Source organism: Thermocrispum municipale DSM 44069 (assembly GCF_000427825.1).
GTDB lineage: Bacteria > Actinomycetota > Actinomycetes > Mycobacteriales > Pseudonocardiaceae > Thermocrispum > Thermocrispum municipale.
In genome coordinates this window covers 1,023,086-1,045,038 of the sequence record NZ_KE386593.1, presented here as the reverse complement: position 1 = coordinate 1,045,038, position 21,953 = coordinate 1,023,086, and the positions used below count along the sequence as shown (strand labels likewise).

24 protein-coding genes and 1 pseudogene are annotated in these 21,953 nt (G+C 69.4%); 14 read left to right on the top strand and 11 right to left on the bottom strand.

Going from position 1 to position 21,953, the window contains the following annotated elements; all coding sequences use genetic code 11:
* From YWM_RS26515 to YWM_RS0120420, 7 genes and pseudogenes are all read left to right on the top strand, one after another.
* A pseudogene (locus tag YWM_RS26515) lies at positions 1 to 558 on the top strand (hypothetical protein); the annotation flags it as partial.
* Between the two features lie 3 nt (positions 559 to 561).
* Positions 562 to 1,329 carry an ESX secretion-associated protein EspG gene (locus YWM_RS0120445; protein ID WP_084612530.1) on the top strand — a complete coding sequence of 256 codons (768 nt, stop codon included), beginning with the start codon at positions 562 to 564 and terminating at the stop codon, positions 1,327 to 1,329.
* A 9-nt stretch (positions 1,330 to 1,338) separates the two neighbouring features.
* On the top strand, positions 1,339 to 1,917 hold the full coding sequence (locus tag YWM_RS0120440; RefSeq protein ID WP_156914851.1) for a hypothetical protein: 579 nt from the start codon (positions 1,339 to 1,341) through the stop codon (positions 1,915 to 1,917).
* A 132-nt stretch (positions 1,918 to 2,049) separates the two neighbouring features.
* Positions 2,050 to 2,850 carry a purine-nucleoside phosphorylase gene (locus YWM_RS0120435; RefSeq protein ID WP_028852250.1) on the top strand — a complete coding sequence of 267 codons (801 nt, stop codon included), beginning with the start codon at positions 2,050 to 2,052 and terminating at the stop codon, positions 2,848 to 2,850.
* The gene (locus tag YWM_RS0120430; protein ID WP_028852249.1) at positions 2,847 to 4,490 is read left to right on the top strand and encodes a phospho-sugar mutase; all 1,644 of its coding nucleotides are present in this window, start codon (positions 2,847 to 2,849) and stop codon (positions 4,488 to 4,490) included. Before YWM_RS0120435 ends, YWM_RS0120430 begins: the two co-directional genes overlap by 4 nt.
* Positions 4,491 to 4,681: 191 nt before the next feature.
* Complete coding sequence (locus YWM_RS0120425) at positions 4,682 to 5,134, top strand: flavodoxin family protein (RefSeq protein ID WP_028852248.1); 453 nt, start codon at positions 4,682 to 4,684, stop codon at positions 5,132 to 5,134.
* 32 nt (positions 5,135 to 5,166) lie between these two features.
* Positions 5,167 to 5,880 (top strand): M50 family metallopeptidase, encoded by a 714-nt coding sequence (locus YWM_RS0120420; RefSeq protein ID WP_028852247.1) that lies wholly within the window; start codon positions 5,167 to 5,169, stop codon positions 5,878 to 5,880.
* Positions 5,881 to 6,035: 155 nt separating this feature from the next.
* On the opposite strand, the gene YWM_RS0120415 is transcribed toward YWM_RS0120420, so the two are convergent.
* From YWM_RS0120415 to YWM_RS0120395, 5 genes are read right to left on the bottom strand one after another with little or no spacing between them, the layout of a single operon-like run.
* Positions 6,036 to 6,791, bottom strand: coding sequence for an SDR family oxidoreductase (locus YWM_RS0120415; protein WP_211232538.1), 756 nt, complete (start codon positions 6,789 to 6,791; stop codon positions 6,036 to 6,038).
* A gap of 53 nt (positions 6,792 to 6,844) precedes the next feature.
* Positions 6,845 to 7,714 (bottom strand): aldehyde dehydrogenase family protein, encoded by an 870-nt coding sequence (locus YWM_RS0120410; protein ID WP_028852245.1) that lies wholly within the window; start codon positions 7,712 to 7,714, stop codon positions 6,845 to 6,847.
* Complete coding sequence (locus YWM_RS0120405; RefSeq protein WP_028852244.1) at positions 7,707 to 9,140, bottom strand: aldehyde dehydrogenase family protein; 1,434 nt, start codon at positions 9,138 to 9,140, stop codon at positions 7,707 to 7,709. The genes YWM_RS0120410 and YWM_RS0120405 overlap by 8 nt, the downstream gene beginning before the upstream one ends.
* A 1-nt stretch (position 9,141) precedes the next feature.
* Positions 9,142 to 10,092: a deoxyribose-phosphate aldolase gene (gene deoC, locus YWM_RS0120400; RefSeq protein WP_028852243.1), complete on the bottom strand. Its 951-nt coding sequence runs from the start codon at positions 10,090 to 10,092 to the stop codon at positions 9,142 to 9,144.
* A gap of 46 nt (positions 10,093 to 10,138) precedes the next feature.
* A complete protein-coding gene (locus tag YWM_RS0120395; protein WP_028852242.1) occupies positions 10,139 to 10,756 on the bottom strand; it encodes a DUF1707 SHOCT-like domain-containing protein in 618 nt (205 codons plus the stop codon).
* A gap of 108 nt (positions 10,757 to 10,864) precedes the next feature.
* Here YWM_RS0120395 and upp point away from each other — a divergent pair, with 108 nt between their 5' ends.
* Positions 10,865 to 11,488, top strand: a complete 624-nt coding sequence (gene upp, locus YWM_RS0120390) for a uracil phosphoribosyltransferase (protein ID WP_028852241.1) — start codon at positions 10,865 to 10,867, stop codon at positions 11,486 to 11,488.
* On the opposite strand, the gene hisS is transcribed toward upp, so the two are convergent.
* Genes hisS through YWM_RS0120375 form a run of 3 tightly spaced genes read right to left on the bottom strand, consistent with a single transcriptional unit; the run spans position 11,485 to position 15,080 of the window.
* Positions 11,485 to 12,777 carry a histidine--tRNA ligase gene (gene hisS, locus YWM_RS0120385; protein WP_028852240.1) on the bottom strand — a complete coding sequence of 431 codons (1,293 nt, stop codon included), beginning with the start codon at positions 12,775 to 12,777 and terminating at the stop codon, positions 11,485 to 11,487. The two genes, upp and hisS, sit on opposite strands and share 4 nt — an antisense overlap.
* Before the next feature lie 60 nt (positions 12,778 to 12,837).
* On the bottom strand, positions 12,838 to 14,379 hold the full coding sequence (locus YWM_RS24800) for an MFS transporter (RefSeq protein WP_043661624.1): 1,542 nt from the start codon (positions 14,377 to 14,379) through the stop codon (positions 12,838 to 12,840).
* Positions 14,379 to 15,080, bottom strand: coding sequence for an LppX_LprAFG lipoprotein (locus tag YWM_RS0120375; protein WP_084612529.1), 702 nt, complete (start codon positions 15,078 to 15,080; stop codon positions 14,379 to 14,381). The genes YWM_RS24800 and YWM_RS0120375 overlap by 1 nt, the downstream gene beginning before the upstream one ends.
* 106 nt (positions 15,081 to 15,186) lie before the next feature.
* On the opposite strand from YWM_RS0120375, the gene YWM_RS24795 reads away from it, so the two are divergent.
* From YWM_RS24795 to pqqB, 6 genes are all read left to right on the top strand, one after another.
* The gene (locus YWM_RS24795; RefSeq protein ID WP_052345333.1) at positions 15,187 to 15,837 is read left to right on the top strand and encodes a TetR/AcrR family transcriptional regulator; all 651 of its coding nucleotides are present in this window, start codon (positions 15,187 to 15,189) and stop codon (positions 15,835 to 15,837) included.
* A 33-nt stretch (positions 15,838 to 15,870) separates the two neighbouring features.
* A complete protein-coding gene (gene pqqA / locus YWM_RS0120365; protein WP_028852238.1) occupies positions 15,871 to 15,975 on the top strand; it encodes a pyrroloquinoline quinone precursor peptide PqqA in 105 nt (34 codons plus the stop codon).
* Between the two features lie 88 nt (positions 15,976 to 16,063).
* On the top strand, positions 16,064 to 16,789 hold the full coding sequence (gene pqqC / locus YWM_RS0120360) for a pyrroloquinoline-quinone synthase PqqC (protein ID WP_028852237.1): 726 nt from the start codon (positions 16,064 to 16,066) through the stop codon (positions 16,787 to 16,789).
* On the top strand, positions 16,786 to 17,043 hold the full coding sequence (gene pqqD, locus YWM_RS0120355; protein WP_028852236.1) for a pyrroloquinoline quinone biosynthesis peptide chaperone PqqD: 258 nt from the start codon (positions 16,786 to 16,788) through the stop codon (positions 17,041 to 17,043). The genes pqqC and pqqD overlap by 4 nt, the downstream gene beginning before the upstream one ends.
* On the top strand, positions 17,034 to 18,113 hold the full coding sequence (gene pqqE / locus YWM_RS0120350; protein ID WP_028852235.1) for a pyrroloquinoline quinone biosynthesis protein PqqE: 1,080 nt from the start codon (positions 17,034 to 17,036) through the stop codon (positions 18,111 to 18,113). The genes pqqD and pqqE overlap by 10 nt, the downstream gene beginning before the upstream one ends.
* Entirely contained in the window at positions 18,110 to 18,991 is an 882-nt protein-coding gene (pqqB, locus tag YWM_RS0120345) for a pyrroloquinoline quinone biosynthesis protein PqqB (RefSeq protein WP_028852234.1), read from the top strand. The genes pqqE and pqqB overlap by 4 nt, the downstream gene beginning before the upstream one ends.
* A 218-nt stretch (positions 18,992 to 19,209) precedes the next feature.
* Here the strand turns inward: pqqB and YWM_RS0120340 are convergent, their stop codons facing one another.
* The 3 genes from YWM_RS0120340 to YWM_RS0120330 form a co-directional block, all read right to left on the bottom strand.
* Positions 19,210 to 20,130 carry a DMT family transporter gene (locus YWM_RS0120340; RefSeq protein ID WP_245566104.1) on the bottom strand — a complete coding sequence of 307 codons (921 nt, stop codon included), beginning with the start codon at positions 20,128 to 20,130 and terminating at the stop codon, positions 19,210 to 19,212.
* Positions 20,131 to 20,228: 98 nt separating this feature from the next.
* Positions 20,229 to 21,386 (bottom strand): trans-sulfuration enzyme family protein, encoded by a 1,158-nt coding sequence (locus YWM_RS0120335; protein WP_028852232.1) that lies wholly within the window; start codon positions 21,384 to 21,386, stop codon positions 20,229 to 20,231.
* Between the two features lie 65 nt (positions 21,387 to 21,451).
* Positions 21,452 to 21,895 carry a Rieske (2Fe-2S) protein gene (locus tag YWM_RS0120330; protein ID WP_028852231.1) on the bottom strand — a complete coding sequence of 148 codons (444 nt, stop codon included), beginning with the start codon at positions 21,893 to 21,895 and terminating at the stop codon, positions 21,452 to 21,454.
* Positions 21,896 to 21,953 lie beyond the last annotated feature (58 nt).

The window sequence follows — 21,953 nt, the reverse complement described above, 5'->3', positions numbered from 1 at the left end:
CTTCCCGGTGGTTTGCCGCCGGGTGCGACGGTCCTGCCCAACGGCAACATTCTGATGCCGGACGGCTCGCAGCGGACGCCGGACGGCCGGATCATTCCGCCCGGCGGCACCCGCGCGAGCTCGCGCAACAGGAGCTTCGGCCCCGATGGCGGCGGTTCCGGTGGCGGGTTCGGTGCCGGTGGCGCGGCTGCGGCGGCCGGCATGATGGGCGGCGGCATGATGGGCGCCGCTGGTGGCGGCGATGCGGCTGCTGCCGGCCCGCGTAGCGGCTTCGGCCCCGGTGGCGCGGCCGGTGCGGCAGGCCCAGGCGCCGGTATGGGTGCCAAAGGCATGGGCGGCATGGGTGCCGGCATGGGCCGCGGCATGGGCATGGGCGGCATGATGGGTGGCGCCGGTGCCCGTGGTGGCGGCGGAGACGATGACAAGGAACACAAGGACGAGTACTACGTCAAGCAGGAAATGGATCCCGGCCTGAAGACCGAGGTCGACGAGTACGGCGAAAAGCTCGTCGACGAATCCACCGGTATGACGGTCGTTCCTCCAGTCATCGGCGAGTAACCAGTGCTACTGCCCCAATCAGTCTGGCTGACACCGACAACACTCGATTACTTCGCGACGCGCCAGGGGCTCCGGCTGCCCGCAACCTTGCGGCCGGAGCCCATCTGGCGCGACGAGGAAGAACTGCGCGCACTCAACGCGGAGGCCACCGCGGAGCTCGAGCAGCAAGGTCTGCTCGACCGCGGCGCACCAGCGGTCGAGCTCGTGATCGCGCTGCGCGCGCTGTGCGCGGCCGAGGAAGAGTGCTACGCCTACGCAGCAACGAAGGAAAAGCAGACCCGGCTGCACACCGGCGTGAGCGGCAACGACAGCGTGCTGGCTCGCCACGTCATCGGCGAAGAAAAGATCGAGCTGCGCGACGCCAAGGCCGACACCCTCGTCGACGAGATCGCGAACACCATCGACCCGTGCCCGCCGGCCAACGAGCAAACCATCACGTGCCGGGTGCAGGAACTCACGCAGCCCAAATCAAGCATCGCCGTCGAACGCTCGCTGACCCGCGAGGCCAGGCGCATGCAAGCGCTGCACGATCCGAAGTCGCGGCTGTCCGAAATCAAGATCATGACGGCGGTCCGAGACTCGGCAGGGCGGCGGCACACCAGCGGCAAACGGTCCCCCGTGGTTCTGGACGTCGAACCGGGCGTTCGGTGGATCACCTACCTGACCGGCGAGGACGACGATCTGTACCTCAACGCCCGGGCGGCCGATCGTGCGGCGATCGTCGAGCACGTGGGCCGCGAGCTGGAACGACTGAAGTCGCAGTACAGCTAGGTGGGTGCGATGGGATCCGGACGGCAGCGGGCAACGCCTTGGGAGCGTCTTCCCACCGATCCGGACGACGCAGCGATCTGGGATCGGGACGGCGAGCAGTTCTTCGGCTACCTGCGTTCCTGGCACATGACGATGCTGCGCGCCCAGGTGGAATTCATCCATGCCCTCACCCAGTACCGCCTGGCCGAGCACGCCACGGGCGAGCCGCCGCCGGCGGTGGATCCGAGGCTCGCGGCCGTCCTCGAGCTGCGACGACAGACCTGGGCGTCCGACCGTAGCGAACTCGAGCTGCTCATACCCATGGCCAACCGGTACGCCCGCGTGCTCGATCTGCTGCCGGAGGAAGGCGACAAGCTGTACCTACCGGACTTCACCGCTCGGCACGACCTCGGCGTCACCGCTTTGGACCTGGTTCAGCTCATCGACCGATGGCTACTGGCGCTCTACACCGGCGAGCGCTTGGACGGCATGATCGGGCCCGCCGCGGTCGAGGACTTCGCGTCGTTGCGGGACTGGCTCGCGCATCAGATCGTCACTCAGCTCATGCCGGACGATGACGATCCCCTTCCCCGCTACGGCTTGTCCTAAGCCCACCGACGGTTCGGGCAAGAGAGCGCGCCCGTACAGACCGACGGTGCCGCCCGTGGAATCAGGTCCGCACGGTCGCGTGTCACAGAACACGACACCACCAGCGTTCGACGAACATCTAGGCTGCATTCCGTGACGAGTGACAACGTTGACAACGCAACCGCCGCGGCCCAAGAACTGGCCCGGCGCACCGGAGTGACCAAACACGACTTGGCGCTCATCCTCGGTAGTGGCTGGCGTCCGGCCGCCGACGTGATCGGCACGCCCGAAGCCGAGATTCCCCTGGCCGAACTGCCCGGCTTCGTCGCTCCCTCGGCGGTCGGGCACGGCGGCACGGCACGGTCGGTCGACCTCGGCAACGGTCGCCGCGCCCTCGTGCTGCTCGGGCGTACCCACCACTACGAAGGCAAGGGTATGGACGCCGTCGTGCACGGAGTTCGTACCGCTGCGGCTGCGGGCGCACGCACGGTCATGCTCACCAACGCGGCAGGCGGGCTGCGCGAGGGCATGCAGGTCGGCCAGCCGGTGCTGATCAGCGACCACCTGAACCTCACCGGGCTGTCGCCACTGGTCGGCGCGAACTTCGTCGATCTGACCGACCTGTACTCGCCCAGGCTGCGGCAACTCGCCAAGGAGATCGACCCCAGCCTCACCGAGGGCGTCTACGCAGGCATGGTCGGGCCGCACTACGAAACCCCAGCCGAGATCCGCATGCTGCAAACGCTCGGCGCCGACCTCGTGGGCATGTCGACCGTGCTGGAAGCTATCCAGGCTCGCGCGCTCGGCCTCGAGGTCTTCGGGCTGTCCCTGGTCAGCAATCTGGCCGCGGGGCTGTCGGGGCAGCCGCTCAACCACGAGGAAGTTGTGGAGGCCGGACGGGCTGCCGCCAACCGGATGGGCTCGCTGCTGCGTGAGCTCATGATGCGGGCATGAGCGTCCCAACGGAATTGCGTGACGCGGCCTACCGCTGGATCGCCGACGACGTCGACCCGACCACCCAGGCCGAACTGCAGCAGGTACTCGCTCGTGCTCTCGGCGGCGATCCCGCTGCGCACGAGGAGCTTGCCGACCGCATGGCCGGCTCGCTCAAGTTCGGCACCGCAGGCTTGCGCGGCCCGGTGCGCGCCGGACCCAACGGCATGAACCGGGCCGTTGTCATCCGCACCACCGCGGGCGTGGCCACCTGGCTCAACGCCAACGGACATGCCGGCGAACTGGTCGTCGTCGGGCGCGATGCTCGGCATGGCTCCGAGGCCTTCGCCGCTGACGCAGCAGGGGTTCTGGCGGCAGCTGGGTTCGACGTTCGACTGCTGGACCGCCCACTGCCCACTCCGGTGTTGGCCTTCGCCGTCGGACACTTGAACGCGGCGGCAGGGATTCAAATCACCGCGTCGCACAACCCAGCGCCGGACAACGGCTACAAGCTCTACGACTCGACTGCGTCGCAGATCATCCCGCCGGCGGACAGCGAGATCGAGGCAGCCATCGCCCAGGCTCCGGCCGCTCGGGCCATCCCCCGTGCCACGACCTACCGAACCCTCGGCGACGACGTCGTGGAGGCGTACCTGCAGCAGGTCGCCCAGGTGCCGCGACTGTCGGCGCGGACTGTCCGGGTAGCGGTGAGCGCGCTGCACGGTGTCGGAGCGGCCACCGCCGCGGAGGCTTTCCGCCGCGCAGGCTTCACCGACGTGCACTTCACGCAGGACACGCCCGACCCCGACTTCGGCGGGATGGCCTTCCCCAACCCCGAAGAGCCCGGAGCTTGTGACGAGCTGCTGGCGTTGGCGAAGCGCATCGACGCCGACATCGCGATCGCATTCGATCCGGACGCCGACCGGTGCGCCGTCGGGGTACCGGACGACTCGGTCGAGGGCGGCTGGCGCATGCTCTCCGGTGACGAAGTCGGCGGGCTTCTCGGCGAGCACGTCCTCTCCACCGAGCCCACCACCGACGGTGTGCTCGTTGCGACCACTATCGTTTCGTCCTCCTTGCTGAAATCGATCGCGGCAGCGCACGGCGCGAAGTACACCGAGACGCTGACCGGGTTCAAGTGGCTGGCCCGCGCGGGCGACAACCTCGTCTTCGCCTACGAGGAAGCCCTGGGGCTTTGCGTCGACCCCGCCTCGGTCCGCGACAAGGACGGGATCTCCGCTGCTCTGATGGTCGCCGGACTGGCCGCGGCTCGTAAAGCCGAAAACTCGACGCTGCTGGAGGGACTTGACACGCTCGCGCGGCGCCATGGCGTGCACCTGACGCAGCAGGTCTCGATCCGGCTCGACACACCGAGCCGAGCGTCGGAAATGATGACGAAGCTGCGCGAGCAACCTCCCGCAACGCTCGTCGACGCCCCCGTTGACCTGCAAGATCTGCTGCCCAGGACCGATGGTGTGCGGCTGTCCGCCGACGGGCTGCGGGTGGTTGTCCGGCCGTCGGGAACGGAGCCGAAGCTCAAGGCCTACCTGCAGGTTGTGCAGCCGGTACCGGCGGACGATCAGCTCGCTGCCAGCAGGCGGGAGGCCGAGCAGAAGATGTCACGACTGCGCGCAGAAGTGCGGGAATTCCTCGGCGCCTAGGGCTCCGCTGGTGTCGTGGCAGGCAGGCCAGGACTCCGCTGGTGCCGTGGCAGGCAGCCCTGGGCTCCGCTGGTGCCGTGGCGGGCATGGGTCGGCCGCCTGGGCTGCCACCTACAGCCCCGCGAGCCACCTGCCGATGACCAAGGCATACAGTCCGAAGCCCGTGGATCGGCCGACGACGAAAGGACGAGATGGCGCGACTGCTGATCGTTCACCACACGCCTTCCCCGAACGTCCAGGCAATGTTCGAGGCCGTGGTCGACGGTGCGACCACCGACGAGATCGAGGGCGTCGAGGTGGTCCGCAAAGCGGCCTTGGCGGCAACACCGAGTGACGCCATGCAAGCCGACGGTTTCATCCTCGGCACACCCGCCAACCTCGGCATGATGAGCGGCGCGCTCAAAGTCTTCTTCGACCTGATCTACTACCCGTGCCTGGAGGAAACTCGCGGCCGCCCCTACGGCCTCTACGTGCACGGCAACAACGACACCACGGGCGCCATTCGCGGCATCGAATCCATCGTGACCGGGCTGCAGTGGCAGCGCGTCACCGACACCGTCTCGGTGACCGGTGAGCCGACCAAAGCCGACCTGGAAGCCTGCTGGAACCTCGGTGCCACGGTCGCGGCCAGCCTCATGGACTGACCCACAACCCCGGTGACGACGTGAATCTCGCAATGCTCACGTGGTGGCAGAACCCGTTCGGCGGCCAGGCCGAGCCGGACGCCGTCGTCCCCGCCATCACCGGACTCATCGCGCTGCTGATCGTGCTGTCCGGCCGCCCATGGCGCGTGGCCCGCAACGTCCTGACCCTCGTGCACGAGGCAGGCCACGCCCTGGCCGCCGTCCTGGTCGGCCGCAGGCTGGAGGGCATCCGACTGCACTCCGACACCTCGGGCCTGACGTTCTCCCGCGGGAAGTCGACCGGTCCAGGCGTCATTTTCACCATGCTCGCCGGCTACCCGGCGCCCGCGGTGGTCGGGCTCCTCTTCGCCGGGCTGACCGGTGCCGACCTCATCTCCGCGGTGCTCATCATCTCCGCCATCGGCATCTGCGGCGTCCTGGTGATGATCCGCAACGCCTACGGCGCTTTCGTCGTCCTGCTGACCGCGGGCGTCCTCGCCACGGTCGCGTTCGTCGGCCCGGCGAACCTCATCGCGGCCTTCGTCTACACCATCACCTGGTTGTTGCTCCTCGGCGCGGTGCGACCGCTGTTCGAACTGCAAAGCAAACGCCGCCGCGGCGCCGCGCTCACCTCCGACGTCGACCAGCTGGCTCGGCTCAGCGGGATCCCCGCCTGGCTGTGGATGGTGATTCTGTTCGTCATGGTGGCCTGCACGCTCGTCGTCGGCGGCGCCTGGCTGCTCGAGCCCACGATCCAGCGGCTCTAGCCGGACGCTCCTGACTGTCGGGCTCCAGCCGGCGCCTCTGGCCGCTGGAGCGCACCAGCCGCTCCAGCCGGACGCTCCTGCCTCCCGGAGCTCACCGACCGGCACCAGCCGGAAACCGCTGGCCGCGGGAGCCCATCACCATGGGCTCCGAGCGGTTACGCCTTGCGATGCACCGCCAGCCCCGCGGGGCTCTGCACCACGGGCATCAGCTCGATGAAGTTGATGTTGACGTGCGGTGGCTGGCTCGCCGCCCAGATGGTCGCCTCGGCCACGTCCTCCGGAGTCAACGGCTCCGTGCCCTCGTACACCGCGGCGGCCTTCTCGTCGTCGTCGAACCGCACGTTGGAGAACTCGGTGTTCCCGGCCAACCCCGGCTCGATGCAGGTCACCCGAACGCCGGTGCCGTGCAGATCGCTGCGCAGGTTCCGGCTGAACTGGTGCACGAAAGCCTTCGTCGCGCCGTAGACGTTCCCGCCAGGGTAGGCATGCGTCGCCGCGATCGAACCGATGTTGATCACGTGCCCGGACCCGCGCGCGACCATCGCAGGCAGCACCGCGCGCGTGCAATACACCAGGCCGGCACAGTTGGTGTCGATCATCTGCTGCCAGGCGTCCAGGTCGGCCTCGTGCGCAGGCTCCATCCCCTTCGCCAGCCCGGCGTTGTTCACCAGCACGTCGATGGTGGAGAACTCGTCCGGCAACGTCTCGATCGCATGGTTGACCTGCACCCGGTCCCGCACATCGAGTTCCAGCGGCAGCACCGACGGCCCGAGCTCGTCCGCAAGCGCCTGGACCCGCTCACGGCGCCGCGCCGCAGCGATGACCCGATCGCCGCGCGCCGCCCACCGGCGGACCATCTCGGCTCCGAACCCTGCGCTGGCTCCGGTGACCAACACCGTAGACGTCATGATCGACCTCCTTCGCGCCCGAGCGTAGCGAGCCCGGCGGCGCGAGCGAAGCCGGATCAGACACCCATCGGATGCCAGACCGTCTTGTCCTCCAGATACGGACGCAGCCGCTCGAGCCCCGGCGTGGCGATCCAGTCCGGCTCCTGATCCGGAACTCGCACCAACCGCTTCACCGTGTCCGCCGCCGTCCGCGCCAGCTCCCCACGCGCAGACGGCTCGACACCGGTCAGATCCAGCGCGTTGACGTCCGCGTGCGAAGCCAGCCACGGCGCGAGCTCCTCGGCGCGCCCGGTCAGCAGGTTGACCACGCCACCAGGAACGTCGGAAGTCGCCAGCACCTCGGCCAGCGTCACGGCGGGCAGCGGGCGATCCGCACTGGTCACCACCACGGCCGTGCACCCGGTCGCCAGCACCGGAGCGAGCACGCTCACCAAGCCCAGCAACGACGACTTCTGCGGTGCGAACACCCCGACGACCCCGGTCGGCTCCGGCACCGTGAACGAGAAGTACGGCCCGGCCACCGGGTTAGCCGCGCCCAGCACCGCGGACAACTTGTCGGTCCAGCCCGCGTAGTACACCCAGCGGTCGATGGCCGCATCGACCAGCGTCTCCGCACGCCGCTGCTGCACACCCTCGGCGGCTCGCACATCGGCGACGAACTGCTCGCGACGGCCCTCCATCACCTCGGCCACCCGGAACAGCACCTGGCCACGGTTGTACGCCGTCGCCCCCGACCACCCCGGGAACGCTTTGCGCGCGGCGACCACGGCGTCCCGGACGTCCTTGCGGGAAGCATGTGCCACGTTGGCCAGGAAACGGCCGCGCGTGTCGTTCACCGGGTACGAGCGACCGGACTCCGAGCGCGGGAACTTGCCACCGATGTACAGCTTGTAGGTCTTCGCCACGGCAAGTCGCGTGTCAGACATCGAGGTAAGCCTCCAGCCCCGCGCGGCCGCCCTCGCGACCGAATCCGGATTCCTGATACCCGCCGAACGGCGCGGTCGGGTCGAAGCGGTTGAACGTATTGGCCCAGACGACCCCCGCCCGCAACTGCGAGGTCATCCACAGAATCCGCGAGCCCTTCTCGGTCCAGATGCCCGCGGACAGGCCGTACGGCGTGTTGTTCGCCTTGGTCACCGCTTCCTGCGGCGTCCGGAACGTCAACACGGACAGCACCGGCCCGAAGATCTCCTCGCGCGCGATCCGCATCGAGGCCTGCACGCCGGAGAACACCGTCGGGGCGAAGAAGAAGCCCTTCTCCGGCAGCGGACACGGCGAGGTCCACCGCTCGGCGCCCTCGGCTTCCCCGGAGGCCACCAGGTCACGGATCTTCGCCAGCTGCTCGGCCGAGTTGATCGCGCCCACGTCGGTGTTCTTGTCCAGCGGATCACCGAGGCGCAGCGTCGACACCCGGTAACGCAGCTTCTCCAGCAGCTCGTCGGCGATCGACTCCTGCACCAGCAGCCGCGACCCGGCGCAGCACACGTGCCCCTGGTTGAAGAAGATGCCGTTGACGATGCCTTCCACCGCCTGGTCGAGCGGGGCGTCGTCGAACACGATGTTGGCCGCCTTGCCGCCCAGCTCCATCGTCATCTTCTTGCCGGTGCCCGCCAGCTGCCGTTGGATGATCTTGCCGACCTCGGTCGACCCGGTAAACGCCACTTTGTCGACCCCGGCGTGACCGACCAGTGCGGCACCGACGTCGCCGGCGCCCGGCACGATGTTCACCACCCCGGGTGGCAACCCGGCCTGCTGGCACAGCTCGCCGAACACCAGCGCGGTCAACGGCGTGGTCTCCGCAGGCTTGAGCACGACGGTGTTCCCGCAGGCCAGCGCGGGAGCGATCTTCCACGCCAGCATCAGCAGCGGGAAGTTCCACGGGATCACCTGACCGGCCACCCCCAGCGGCTGCGGGTCCGGGCCGTAGCCCGCGTAGGACAGCTTGTCGGCCCACCCGGCGTGGTAGAAGAAGTGCGCCGCGGCCGTCGGGATGTCGACATCGCGCGACTCCTTGATCGGCTTGCCGTTGTCCAGCGTCTCCAGCACGGCCAGCTCGCGCGCCCGCTCCTGGATCAGCCGAGCCAGCCGGAACAAATATTTCGCGCGCTCGCTACCGGGCATCCGGCGCCACGTCTTCTCGTACGCGGTGCGCGCGGCCTGCACCGCGCGGTCGATGTCACTGCCGTCCACTGTGGACACTTCGGCGAGCACTTCACCGTTCGCCGGGTTGATCGTCTTCAGCGGCTCACCGTTGCCGTCGACGAACTCGCCGCCGATGAACGGCCGGTAGTGCGCCTTCAGGTTGGCGATGTCGCGGTTCTCCGGCGCCGGTGCGTAGTCGAACAGGGCCATGTCAGTTCACCGTCACGTAGTCAGGGCCCGAGTAGTGGCCGTCGAGCTGGGTTCTCCGCTGCAGCAGCAGGTCGTTGAGCAGGCTGGACGCGCCGAACCGGAACAGCTTCGGGGTCAGCCACTCCTCACCCGCCACCTCGTTGACCGCGACCAGGTAGCGGATGGCGTCCTTCGCCGACCGGATGCCGCCCGCGGGCTTCACGCCACGCAGCTCGCCGGTCGCGGTGTACCAGTCGCGCACCGCCTGCAGCATCACGTGCGTGACCGGCAGGGTGGCCGCGGGCTGCACCTTGCCGGTGGAGGTCTTGATGAAATCCGCGCCCGCCAGCAGCGCGAGCCACGAAGCCTTCCGCACGTTGTCGTAGGTGACCAGCTCGCCGGTCTCCAGGATGACCTTCAGGTGTGCGTCCCCGCACGCCTGCTTGACCGCCGTGATCTCGTCGAACACCGCACCGTAGCGGCCGGACAGGAACGCCCCGCGGTCGATCACCATGTCGACCTCGGTGGCGCCGGACTCGACGGCCAGCTTGGTGTCGGCCAGCTTGACGTCCAGGTTCGACCGGCCGGACGGAAAGGCCGTCGCGACGCTGGCCACCCCGATCCCGGTGCCCGCCAGCGCCTCGACCGCGGTCGCGACCAGGTCCGGATACACGCACACCGCGGCAACTTGCGGCGTCTCCGGCCGCTCGGGGTCCGGCCTGCGCGCCTTGGCACACAGCGAACGGACCGTCCCGACCGTGTCGGCGCCCTCCAGCGTGGTCAGGTCGACCATGCTGATCGCGGTGTCCAGCGCCCAGAGCTTGCTGGCCTTCTTGATGCTGCGGGTGGCCAGCCCCGCGGCCCGTTGCTCGACGCCGACCTGATCGACGCCCGGTAGTCCGTTCAGGAACCGGCGCAAGCTGGATTCGTCCCGTCTGGCCTCGTCCAGCCCGGAGAGTGCTGCTTGTGGCATACGCCGAGTCTAGGCCCGGACACCGGCGCCGGGGTGCCCGCACGCGTCAGATCATCAGATGCTTCGGTGGCGGCGACTTGCGCGGGCGACGCTTGACCTCCACCCCGCCCATGATCGCCACCCCGCTGATGGTCACCCGCGGGCCGTTGGGGTCCGGGTTGGTCGGGGCCGAACCCCGGCTCTCGAACGAACCGAGCAGGCCGAAACCGGTGACCTCGACCTGGATGTCGTCCGGCACGATGATGTCGATCCCGCCCATGATGGCCACCGCGGTGATCGTGGTGTCCCGCTCGGCGAACCGTGCCTGGCGCAGGTCGATCTCCACCCCGCCCCAGAACGCGAAGCTGTTGTGCTGGGGCGGCACCACCCAGTTGCCCTTGCGGTCGGTGCCGGACATGATCGCCACGGACGTGGCCGACCCCGGCGTGCCGCCGATCAGTTCGTGGCCGGAGGTCTGCGGCGCCGGGGACGTCGGCGTCCCCAGCTGGACGACGCCTTGCGCGTTCGGCAGGTCGGCGGTGATCGGCGCCAGTTCCTCCAGCGTCTTGGCCGCGTAGACCTTGTCCAGCCGCTCCTCCAACTCGGTCACCGTGATCCGGCCCTCACCGAGCGCCTGGTGCAACACCGTGGCGACGCGTTCCCGATCCGCGTCGGAGGCGCGCAACGCCGGCCGGGTCGATTCGGGCTCGCGGGCGACGGATTCGTCGGCGCGTTCGTTGCCGGGATGCTCGCTCACCCACTCGAGCGTAGCGGCAGGATAGTCTCTCGCACCATGGACGTCACCGTCGTCGAACACCCACTCGCCCGCGTCCGCCTGACCAAGATGCGCGACGCCAGGACCGACAACGCAGGCTTCCGTGCCGCCCTGCACGATCTGACCCAGATGCTGGTGTACGAGGCGATGCGCGAAGCGCCGCTGCGCACCGAGACGATCACCACGCCGGTCGCGGACACCGACGGCTACAAGCTGGCCGAACCGCCGCTGCTGGTCCCGGTGCTGCGGGCCGGGCTGGGCATGGCCGACCAGGCCCACCGGATGATCCCGGAAGCGCTGATGGGCTTCGTCGGGCTGGCCAGGGACGAGGAAACCCTGATGCCCACGCCGTACATGGAGTCCCTGCCACCGTCGCTGGCCGGCCGCCCGGTGTTCGTGTTGGACCCGATGCTGGCCACCGGAGGGTCGATGGAGTACACCATCCGCCTGCTGACCGGGCGCGGCGCCGCCAACGTCACGGCGATCTGCACGCTGGCCGCGCCGGAGGGGCTGGCCCGGTTGGAGAAGTCCGGGCTGCCGGTTCGCTTGGTGACCGCCAGCATCGACGAGCGGCTCAACGACTCCGGCTTCATCGTGCCGGGCCTGGGCGACGCGGGGGATCGGCTCTACGGCAAGCGCTAGGCGTTCTCGACCGCCGCGCGCAGGTGGGAGACGACGCCGTCGAACGGCACCGACACCTGCTCGCCGGACGTCATGTCCCGCACCGTGACGTTGCCTGCCTCCTGCTCGGCCGGCCCGTAGAGCAGCACGTACGAGGCGTGCTGGGCGTTGGCCCACTTCAGCTGCTTGGCCAGCTTGCCGGACGAACCGAGGTAGACGCCGGTGCGCAGGCCCGCGGCGCGCAGCTCGGCGGCGAGCTTGACCACCTGCTGCTCGGCACCGAGCACCGTGACGGCGACGTCCAACCCGCTCGACTCGGTGGCGTCGGCCGCCTGCTGCGACAGGATGCGCTCCAACCCGATCGAGCCACCGACCGCGGGCATGTCCGGCCCGCCCAGCGCGGCCACCAGCCCGTCGTAGCGGCCCCCGGACGCGATGGAACCGGTGAACCCGGCGGCGCTGACCTCGAAGATCATGCCGGTGTAGTAGTCGAGCCCGCGGACCATGCGCGGCGCGAACGTCACCGGCAGCCCGGCGGTCAGCTCGAGCAGCCGGTCGACCTGCGCCAGGCCCTGCTTGCCCTGCTCGGATCCGTCCAGCCGAGCCCGGATGACGTCCGGGTCGTCGGCGGTGAGGTCGTCGACCAGCGCCTGGGCGTCCGATGCGGCGAGCCCGCGTTCGACCAGCTCGGCGACCACCTTGGCGGGCGCCAGCTTGTCCAGCTTGTCCAGCGTGATGAGCACCGGGCCACCCAGCTCGGACGGCACCCGGTAGGCCTGCAGCAGGCCGAAGAGCACCTGGCGGGAGTTCAGCTCGATGGTGAACTCCTCCACCCCGAGCGCCCGCACACCGTCGTGCACGGTGGCCAGGACCTCGGCGTCGGCCAGGTCGGACGACGAGCCGACGATGTCGAAGTCGCACTGGGTGAACTCGCGGAACCGGCCCTTGCCGGGGCGGTCCGCCCGCCACACCGGGCCGATCGCGTAGCGCTTGTACGGCGAGGGCAGCTGCGAGCCGTAGGTCGCCACCACGCGGGCCAGCGGGACCGTCAGGTCGTAGCGCAGCGCCAGGTCGGCTTCCCCTGACGCCTCATGCTCGCCGCGCCGGAGGATCTTGAAGACGAGCTTGTCGCCTTCGTCGCCGTACTTCCCCAGCAGCGTCTCGATCCGCTCGAAGGCAGGCGTGACGAGCGGGTCGAAACCGTATCGCTCGAACACCTCACGCACGGCCGCGAAGGCCGCCTCGCGTCGGCGGACGTCGTCTGCCAGGAAGTCTCGTGTTCCGGACGGCGGCTCAGCGGCCTGCGCCATGGGGTGCTTCCTCCTGGTGACGGGCATGGACTCTCGGCCCGCGACACCGGCGGGCCCGTCCTATTCTGCCTGCTCGTGCTCGGCGTCCGTGCGGCGGTGCGATGCGAGGAAGGCCGCCAGCACGGCTCCGGCCAGGCAGATGAACACCGTGACCCAGAAGATGTCGGTGTACTGCGCCAGCAATGCGTCGTTGCGACCCTCGACGAGCCGCTGCTCCATACGCTCGGCTTCCTCCGGCGAGACACCGATCGGCAACCCGACCTCGGCGATCACCTTGTTGTAGTCGGTCCAGAACCGGTGCAGGCCCCACGCGGTCAGCGCGGCGACACCGACCAGCATGCCGACCATGCGGGCGACCACCACACCCGCGGACGCGATGCCGTGCTGCGCAGCGGGCACCACGCGCAGCACCGCCGACGACAACGGCGCGATGACCAACCCCAGTCCGAGCCCGACCACGGCGAGGTCGGTATCCAGCACCGGCAGGTCGATCACACCGAGGTCGTGTCGCGCCGCCAGCGGGTCCTTCGGCCAGTTCGACAGCAGCCAGAAGCCCGCTGCGGCGATCACCATCCCGGCCACGGCGACCCAGCGTTCGGTGAAGCGCGCGGCCAGCCAGCCACCGAGCACCGCTCCGATCGGCAACGCGATGAGGAACCGCAACAGGAGCAGGATCGCGCCCGCGTCGTCCTTACCGAGCAACGATTGCGCGAACAGGTCGACGTCGACCAGCGTCACCATCAGCGCGGCCCCGGCCATCGCGCTGGCGCCCAGCGTCGCCAGGAACGGGCCGAGCCGCACACCCGTGGTATCGATGATCTTGGTGCGGGCCCGCAACTCCCAGCCGACGAACGCCAGCGCGGCCACCGCGGCCCCGCCCAGCAGCAATCCGCCGTTCTCCGGCAGCACCTGCTTGCCCGGGTCGGAGTTGTACAGCCCGACCACCAGCAGTCCGAGGACGACGGCGAGCAGCACGCCACCGACGACGTCGATCTTGCGGCGCTCCAGCCCGGCGACCGGTTCGCGGCTGGGCAGCGCGAAGTGCACCGCGGCCATGGCCAGCAGCGCCAGCGGCACGTTCACCCAGAACACCCCGCGCCAGCCGGCGAGCGCGGCCAGCGCCAACCCGAACAGCGGCCCGAGCACGCTGCCCAGCTCCTGCGCGGCCCCGACCGCACCCAACACCGTCGCCCTGCGCCTGCTGGCCCACAGGTCGGCGGCCAAGGCCATGGTCACCGGCAGCAGGGCGCCACTGGCGATGCCCTGCACGACCCGCCCGACGACCAGCATCGTCACGTCGTCGGACAGCGCGGTGATCATCGAGCCCGCGGCGAACCCGCCGAGACACAGCTGCAGCAGCGGTTTGCGCCCGAACCGGTCGGAGGCCTGGCCGAGCAGCGGCATCGCCGCGATGTAGCCCAGCAGGTAGCCGGTGACGATCGGGGTCAGCCGCTGCAGTTCGTTGATCGGGATCTGCAGCTCGTCGATGATCTGCCGGAACAGCGCGATGACGACGTAGGTGTCCAGCGCGCCGAGCAACACCGCGAGCGTGCCCGCTCCGATCGCGCCCACCCGGGCCCTGCGGGTGATCGTCTGCGTCATCAGGCAGGAGGCTCGACGGAGACCGGTTCGTTGATCTTCGACAATGTGACGGTGAGCTTGCCCTTCTGCTCACCGGGGAAGGTCGCGGCGGCCTGCACCGGCTGGTGATTGTCCGTGGTCACCCACAGCGAGACCGGGACGTCCGCGTTCGCCCGCGGCACCAGTCCGGCGATGGACTCCTTGGTCGCCGTGCCGTCGATCTTGTAGGCGTCGATCCCGCCGACCTTCTCCTGCTTGACCGTCTTGGCGTCGGCCAGCTCACCGATCAGCTTCGCCACCCCGCGCTCCGGGTCGAGCACCGCGGAGAAGTCGTAGACGGCCTTGGCCTGCTCCTCAGGGATCTTCTGGTACGTGCCACTGCCCGGGTCCAGGTACAGCGTGCCGTCGGCCAGCACGAACTTCGCCTCGGCCTGGTTGCCCATCAGCTCGATCGTCGCGGTGCCCTTGGCCGCGACCTTCTTCTCCTGCAGGCTCAAGTCGCCGTCGATGCCCTTGACCGTCAGCCCCGGCACCTGCCCCTCGGTGCGCACGACGAAGTGCGTGCTGGTGATCTCGGCCGCCGACTTCGCCGCGTCGTCGAGCAGTCCGTCGGCCGCCGGGAGCGGGCCGCCCGGCTTCGGTTCGTCGTCGCCGGTACATCCCGCGGCCACCAGGGCGAGGGCAGCCAGCATCACCAGTGCAATCCGTCGTAGGCGCAGCATGTCAGCATCGTAGAGCGTGGGCCGGACGGTGTGGTCGCAACGCTGAGATCGCACTGAGAGACCTCATGACATCCGGATGAGCCCGGGCGCCGAGTACGGTCGGATCATGGCAAGACTGACCCGGGCCGAACGGCAGGCGCGCACCCGCGCGCAGCTGGTGGCCACGGCCAAGGAGCTGTTCCTGCGCGACGGTTACGGCCCCACGTCGCTGGAGAAGGTGGCGGAAGCGGCCGGGTTCTCCAAGGGCGCGGTCTACTCCAACTTCCGCAACAAGAACGAGCTGTGCCTTGCCGTGCTCGACGACATCCACGCCGAACAGATCGCGCAGATCTCCGAGACGGTCAGCTCGGCGGCCACCATCGAGGAGCGCATCGAGCGATTCCAGCGCTGGGCCGAGGACAACATCGGCAACGAGGCACAGACGACTCTGGAGGTCGAGTTCGCCCTCGCGGTGCGGCACGACAAGCATTTGCGGCGCGAACTGGCCGGCCGCGACAAGGGAATCCGGGACGTGATCGCCCAGCTGGTGCGGGCCAACAGCGAACAGTTCGACGTGGAGCTGCCCATGTCCGCGCAGGACACCGCGGCCGTGCTGCTCAGCCTGGGAATCGGGTTGGGCGTGCAACGCCTGCTGGACCCGAGCATCCCGGCTTCGCTGCTCACCGACCTGGTGCGAATGTTCCTGTCGGTGACTCCGCGCACCCGATCCGGCACGGGTAGCAACGACCCTCCGGCCGCCACTACCATCGGGTCGTGATCAACTCGTGACACCGACAGCGAGGAGACAGGCATGGTCGACGAGCCCGGCACCGAGCTCGAGGTCTGGGAGGCTCCGGACTTCGTCGAGTACGACACGCCGATGGAAGTGACGGCGTACGTCGCTCGCATGGACTGAAGACGTCCGTCGATGGCGGATCCGCCCTGCGCGGCGGGTCCGCCGTCGCTGTTTCCGGGCCGGTCCCCGGCCAGAAGGAGAGCATGGCTTGACCACCGCATCCAGCCCCGCCACCGAACGGCCGCTACCTGCCGACGAGTTCGTCGCCGAGCTGCGCGGCCTGCGGCACAAGTACTGGGGCTCGCACCCGTTCCACCACCGCATGCACGCGGGCGAGCTCAGCCGGCACGAGCTGCAGATGTGGGCGGCCAACCGCTGGTACTACCAGAAGATGCTGCCGCAGAAGGACGCGGCGATCATCGCCAACTGCCCGATTCCGCAGGTCAGGAGGCTGTGGCTGGACCGCATCGTGTACCACGACGGGCGCGCAGACGATGGCGGCGCGAATTCCGGCGCCCAGAAGTGGTTGCGGCTGTGCGAGGCTGTCGGCCTGGACCGCGACGAAGTTCTGGACGAGCGACACCTGGCGCCGGGGGTGCGCTTCGCCGTCGACGCCTACGTGAACTTCGCGCGCAGCAGGCCGTGGTGGGAGGCGGTCGCCTCCGGCCTGACGGAGATGTTCTCCGGGCATCTGATGCAACGACGGGTGGCCGACATGTTGGCCAACTACGACTGGATCCGCCCGGAGGACCTGGCCTACTTCACCAAGCGCGTCGAGGCGGTGTCCGGAGAGGGCAAGCAGACCCTGGACATCGTGGTGGAGCACTGTGTCACGCGTGAGCAGCAACGGGCTGCGGTAGCCGCGCTGAGCTTCAAGTGCGACGTGCTGTGGTCGATGCTCGACGCCATCGAGCGCGCGGCAAGCAAGCAATGACGAAACGGCCCGCGTTGCGGCGAGGTGTCCGCCTGACCTACGACGACGTCCGGCAGACGCACGTGGTGCTGTTTCCCGAAGGTGTGCTGGTGCCGAACAGCACGGCCACCGCCGTTTTGCAACGGTGCGACGGCGAGTCGACCGTGAACCAGATCGTCGAAGCGCTCGCGCAGCGCTACGCGGGCGTGCGGAAGGAGGACGTCGAATCCGTACTGGACCGGTTCGCGCAGCGGAGGGTGATCGAATGGCGGTGAACTCCGTCGGCCCGCCGATGGGGTTGCTGGCCGAACTGACGCACCGCTGTCCGCTGCACTGTCCTTACTGCTCCAACCCACTCGAGCTGATCGGACGCTCCGACGAGCTGGACACCGACGCGTGGCGCGACGTGTTGACACAGGCGCGCGAGCTGGGGGTGCTGCAGGTCCACCTCTCCGGTGGTGAGCCGCTGGCCCGGCCGGATCTGCCGGAGCTGGTCTCGCACGCGGCCGACCTCGGCTGCTACGTCAACCTGGTGACTTCGGGCCTCGGGCTGACCGCCGAGCGTATGGATGACTTGGCCGAGCGCGGGCTCGCGCACGTGCAGCTGTCGGTCCAGGCCGCGTCCGAACAGACCGCGAATCGCATCGCAGGCACCCGCGCTCACCAGCACAAGCTCCGTGCGGCCGAGCTGGTGCGGCAGTCCGGGCTGCCGTTGTCGGTGAACGTGGTACTGCACCGGGCCAACCACGACGAGCTGCCCGAGATCATCGCGCTGGCCGAGCAGATGCAGGCCGACCGGCTCGAGCTGGCCAACACGCAGTACTACGGCTGGGCGCTGCGGAACCGGGATGCGCTGATGCCGACCCGCGAGCAGCTGTCCGCGGCCGAACCGGTCGTGCGCGCGGCCAAGGAGCGGCTGCGGGGGCGCATGGAGATCGTGTACGTGGTCAACGACTACTTCGACGCCTACCCCAAACCGTGCATGCACGGCTGGGGTGCGCGTCAGTTCACCGTGGCGCCGGACGGTGCGGTGCTGCCGTGCCCGGCGGCGACCGCGATCACCTCGCTGCGGCTGGAGAACGTCCGCGACCGGTCGCTGCGCGAGATCTGGTACGAATCCGCGGCGTTCAACGCGTTTCGCGGCGAGGACTGGATGCCCGAACCGTGCCGGAGCTGCGACCTGCGCGGCCAGGACTTCGGCGGCTGCCGCTGCCAGGCGTTCCTGATCACGGGGGACGCGGCGGCCACCGACCCGGTCTGTTCGAAGTCTCCGCATCGGCCGCTGGTGGACGAGATCCTCGCGGGCACCGAGCGGCCGGAGTTCGCCATGCGGGGCCGAGCATGAAGGTGGTCCTGCTCGGCACCGCGGCCGGCGGCGGTTATCCGCAGTGGAACTGTGCGTGTGACCAGTGCGTTCGCGCTGGTCGGAGTACCTCGCCCGCGCGTTCCCACGACTGCGTGGCGGTCTCGGCCGACGGCACGGACTTCTACCTGCTCAACGCCGGCCCGGACATCCGCGCCCAAGTCCTCGCCACGCCGGAGCTCACCGCCGGGCCCGGCCGACGGCAGACGCCCGTGCGCGGTGCGCTGCTGACCGACGGGGAACTCGACCACACGCTCGGCCTGATGCAGCTGCGGGAAGCACAAGACGGCCTGCGCGTCCACGCGCCCACGGCCGTCCTGGCAGCCTTGCAGAGCGCGTTCCCGCTGCGACCGATCGTCGACTCCTACGGCGGCTGGGACTGGCGCCCCGCTACCGAGAACTTCGAGCTCGGCGGACTCCAGGTGCGAACGCACCCTGTCGGCACGAAACAACCCAAGTACGCGCGTGACCTCGACCATCCCGGGCCGTGGGTGGTTGCCTACCGCCTGACGGACCCGCAGACAGGCGGCGTCCTGGTCTACGCCCCGTGCCTGGCCACGTGGCCCGACGGTTTCGACGACTTCGTCGCGGGCGCGAGCTACGCGCTCATCGACGGCACCTTCTATGCGCCCGACGAGATGTCCACCGCATCAGGTGTTTCGTCGGCCGCCCAACGTCGGATGGGCCATCTGCCGATCGTGGACAGCCTGCCGCTGCTGGCCAAGCATCCCGATGTTCGCTGGGCCTACACGCACCTCAACAACACCAATCCGGTGCTGTGTTCCGAGTCCGCGGAGTACAGCGCTGTGCGCTCGGCGGGGATCGAGTTGCCGCTGGACGGAACGGTCCTCGAGCTCTAGCGCCCCTCAGTCGGTGCGGCCTCCCGCCGACGCCCAAGCGGACCCGGACTACCCCAACCGAGGCAGCCTCCCCCGACACCCAGGCAGGCTCGAACGGCCCTCGACCGCACCAACCCCAAGCTTTGATCCGCCTCACCGACATGCGGGTCGCCACCAACGCGCGACCGCACACCGCGACGCGGGCAGAGGCCCCCGTGACCGGCAAAGCTTTCCAGCGCCTAGTCCACCTCGGCCAGCGCGGGCTCCCGCCGGCGCGCCGCCGCCCGCCGCGGCCGGGACCGCGACACAGCAACCCCGGCCAGGCACAGCACGCCACCGGCGAGCGTCAGCAGTGCGGGGACCTCGCCGAGCAACACCCACGACATCAGCACCACGAGCGCAGGCGCCGCGTACGTCGTCGCGCCCATCTTCCCCGCGGTGGTCCGCGCGAGCGCGTACGCCCACGTGGTGAAGGCCAGGGCCGTCGGGAAGACGCCCAGGTAGATCATGTTGAGTGTGGCGGACGCAGGAGCCGTGCTGAGGCCGCTGATCAGCTCGCCACTGAACGGCAGGCACGCCACGGTGCCCGTCAGGCAGCTGAACGTGGTGATCTGCAGCGCCGAGCCGTGCCGCAGCGCGGGCTTCTGCGCGACCACACCCGCGGCGTAGGTGGCGGCGGCCACCAGGCACAGCAGCACCCCAAGTACGGAATCCTCGCCACTGCCGGACATCGACAGCCCGACCACGGCCGCCCCGGTGAACGACACCGCCATGCCGGCGAGCAGCCGGGGCGGGAACCCTTCCTTCAGCAGCCAGCCGCCGAGCAGCGCCATCAGGATCGGGCCGACGTTGACCACCAGCGCCGCCGTGCCCGCGTCGACCTGTTGCTCACCCCAGTTGAGCGCGACCATGTAACCGCCGAACCACAACACACCGGAGAACAGGATCCCGGGCCACGCCCCGCGCGACGGGAAACGCTCGCGGCGGATGAGCAACACCAGCAGCAGCACCAACGACCCGGCCAGCAGCCGCCCCAGGGCCAACGCTCCCGGGTGGTAGTGCTCGCCCGCGCTGCGGATCGCCACGAAGGCGGACGACCACAACAGCACAGTGATCGCGGCGGCGGCGAACGCCTTGTGGCGCTCAGTCAGAACGGGCACCAGGCCAGCCTCCCTTTCCCCCGAGTCCCGGCGCCACCGATTTTGTCGCGCGGCACCGACACTTTCGCGGCTTCCGGCAGGCTTGTGGCCGAGGACCCCTACAGCTTGCTCAGCGCCTGCTCGAAATCAGCAACAAGGTCGTCGGCCCCTTCTATTCCGCAGGACAACCGCACCAGGTCGTCGGGGATGCCGACGCGAGCGCGGTGGTCGGCGCCGACGCTGGCGTGCGAGGTCACGGCAGGCTTGGTGATCGTGGTTTCCACGCCGCCGAGGCTGGGCGCCACATAGGGCAGTTGCAGCGCGTCGAACAACGCGTCGACGGCCTGCTCGCCCCCGACGAGTTCGAAGCTGAGCATTCCGCCGAACCCGTCGAGCAGCTCGGCGGCGTAGGCGTGGTCCGGGTGGTTCGGCAGGCCCGGGTAGTGCACCTTCGCGACTTCCGGCCGTCCGGCCAGGAACTCCGCGACGGCGGCGGCGTTGGTGTTCTGCTGGCGCACCCGGACGCCGAGCGTCTTGATCCCGCGGGACAGCAGAAAGCCCGCGTGCGGGTCCAGGCTCCCGCCGAACAGGTTCTGGGTCGCCCGCACCTGGTCGACCAGATCCGCCCGGCCGATGACGCAACCCGCGACGAGGTCGGAGTGGCCGCCGAGGTACTTCGTGGCGCTGTGCACCACCAGGTCGAAGCCGAGTTGGGTGGGCCGCAGATTGACCGGGCTGGCGAACGTGTTGTCGACGATGCTCACCAGCCCGCTGTTGCGGCAGAACTCGGCCACCTCACGGACCCGGCTCACCCGGATCAGCGGGTTGGACAGGGTCTCGACGTAGAACGCCTTGGTCTGCGGCGTGCGGGCCGCCTCCCAGGTCTCCGGCGCTTGCGGGTCGACGAACGTGTACGTCCAGCCGAGGCGGTCGGCGAACTTCGCCAGCAGGCTCGCCGTGCCGCCGTAGAGCACGTTCGCGACGAGCAGGTGGTCCCCCGCACGCAGCACGCTGAGCAGCGTCGCCGAGATCGCCGCCATCCCGGACGCAGTGGCCACGGCCGCCTCGCCTTGCTCCAGCTCGGCGAGCTTGTCGGCCAGGTACTGCTGCGACGGCGTCGTGCTCATCCGCACGTACTGGATCTCGTCGTAGGCCTCGCCCGGCCGGGACTGAAACACCGTTCCCTGGTAGATCGGGAACACCAGCGAGCCTTCCGGCCCCGGCCTGCGTTCCCCCGCGTGCACCGCTGTCGTGTCGATGGCTGGCTGTTGCACCATGCCGCAGAAACTACCGGGACCATGGCGGGCGTGGCCCGCGATGGGACGCTCCCCACAAGGGCGGATCAGCCGGCGACGATCTCCCCGGAGTCGTTGACCGTGACCGTGCGCTTCGGCAACGGCTCCCGCGCGGGCCCGTTGGCCACGCTGCCGTCCAGCTTGAACTTCGAGCCGTGGCACTTGCAGTTGATCGTGCCGTCACTGACGCTGTCCAGCACGCAGCCCTGGTGAGTACAGATCGCCGAGAACGCCTGGAACTCGCCTTCCTTCGGCTGCACCACCACGGTCTCGGCTTCCTTGAAGATCGTGGCACCGCCCACCTCGACCTCGGACGCCTTGCCGATCACGCTGCCCTTCTCCGGGGCCTCGCCCGCGCTGCCGCCGCCACTGCCACCGTCGTCGCCGCAAGCCACCAGGGCGGCACCGGTCACGGCGAGCACACCGGTGCCTGCGATCGCCGTCCGGCGGGGGATGCCCTGCTCGGCGGGGGACGTCGAAGCGTCAGCCATGGTCGATCTCCGTTTCGCGTGGCGGATACGGCATGTCACCCACACAACGGATCATGCC

Bases quoted from the DNA above. Each gene is read 5' to 3' on its own strand.
- YWM_RS24800 (WP_043661624.1), bottom strand. From the start codon at position 14,379: ATGACGCAGACGATCACCCGCAGGGCCCGGGTGGGCGCGATCGGAGCG.
- hisS (WP_028852240.1), bottom strand. From the start codon at position 12,777: ATGGCGCAGGCCGCTGAGCCGCCGTCCGGAACACGAGACTTCCTGGCA.
- pqqB (WP_028852234.1), top strand. From the start codon at position 18,110: ATGAAGGTGGTCCTGCTCGGCACCGCGGCCGGCGGCGGTTATCCGCAG.
- YWM_RS0120405 (WP_028852244.1), bottom strand. From the start codon at position 9,140: ATGGCCCTGTTCGACTACGCACCGGCGCCGGAGAACCGCGACATCGCC.
- YWM_RS0120440 (WP_156914851.1), top strand. From the start codon at position 1,339: ATGGGATCCGGACGGCAGCGGGCAACGCCTTGGGAGCGTCTTCCCACC.
- upp (WP_028852241.1), top strand. From the start codon at position 10,865: ATGGACGTCACCGTCGTCGAACACCCACTCGCCCGCGTCCGCCTGACC.
- pqqA (WP_028852238.1), top strand. From the start codon at position 15,871: ATGGTCGACGAGCCCGGCACCGAGCTCGAGGTCTGGGAGGCTCCGGAC.
- YWM_RS0120425 (WP_028852248.1), top strand. From the start codon at position 4,682: ATGGCGCGACTGCTGATCGTTCACCACACGCCTTCCCCGAACGTCCAG.
- YWM_RS0120420 (WP_028852247.1), top strand. From the start codon at position 5,167: ATGCTCACGTGGTGGCAGAACCCGTTCGGCGGCCAGGCCGAGCCGGAC.
- pqqD (WP_028852236.1), top strand. From the start codon at position 16,786: ATGACGAAACGGCCCGCGTTGCGGCGAGGTGTCCGCCTGACCTACGAC.
- YWM_RS0120410 (WP_028852245.1), bottom strand. From the start codon at position 7,714: ATGTCTGACACGCGACTTGCCGTGGCGAAGACCTACAAGCTGTACATC.
- YWM_RS0120430 (WP_028852249.1), top strand. From the start codon at position 2,847: ATGAGCGTCCCAACGGAATTGCGTGACGCGGCCTACCGCTGGATCGCC.
- pqqE (WP_028852235.1), top strand. From the start codon at position 17,034: ATGGCGGTGAACTCCGTCGGCCCGCCGATGGGGTTGCTGGCCGAACTG.
- YWM_RS0120335 (WP_028852232.1), bottom strand. From the start codon at position 21,386: ATGGTGCAACAGCCAGCCATCGACACGACAGCGGTGCACGCGGGGGAA.
- deoC (WP_028852243.1), bottom strand. From the start codon at position 10,092: ATGCCACAAGCAGCACTCTCCGGGCTGGACGAGGCCAGACGGGACGAA.
- YWM_RS24795 (WP_052345333.1), top strand. From the start codon at position 15,187: ATGGCAAGACTGACCCGGGCCGAACGGCAGGCGCGCACCCGCGCGCAG.
- YWM_RS0120330 (WP_028852231.1), bottom strand. From the start codon at position 21,895: ATGGCTGACGCTTCGACGTCCCCCGCCGAGCAGGGCATCCCCCGCCGG.
- YWM_RS0120375 (WP_084612529.1), bottom strand. From the start codon at position 15,080: ATGCTGCGCCTACGACGGATTGCACTGGTGATGCTGGCTGCCCTCGCC.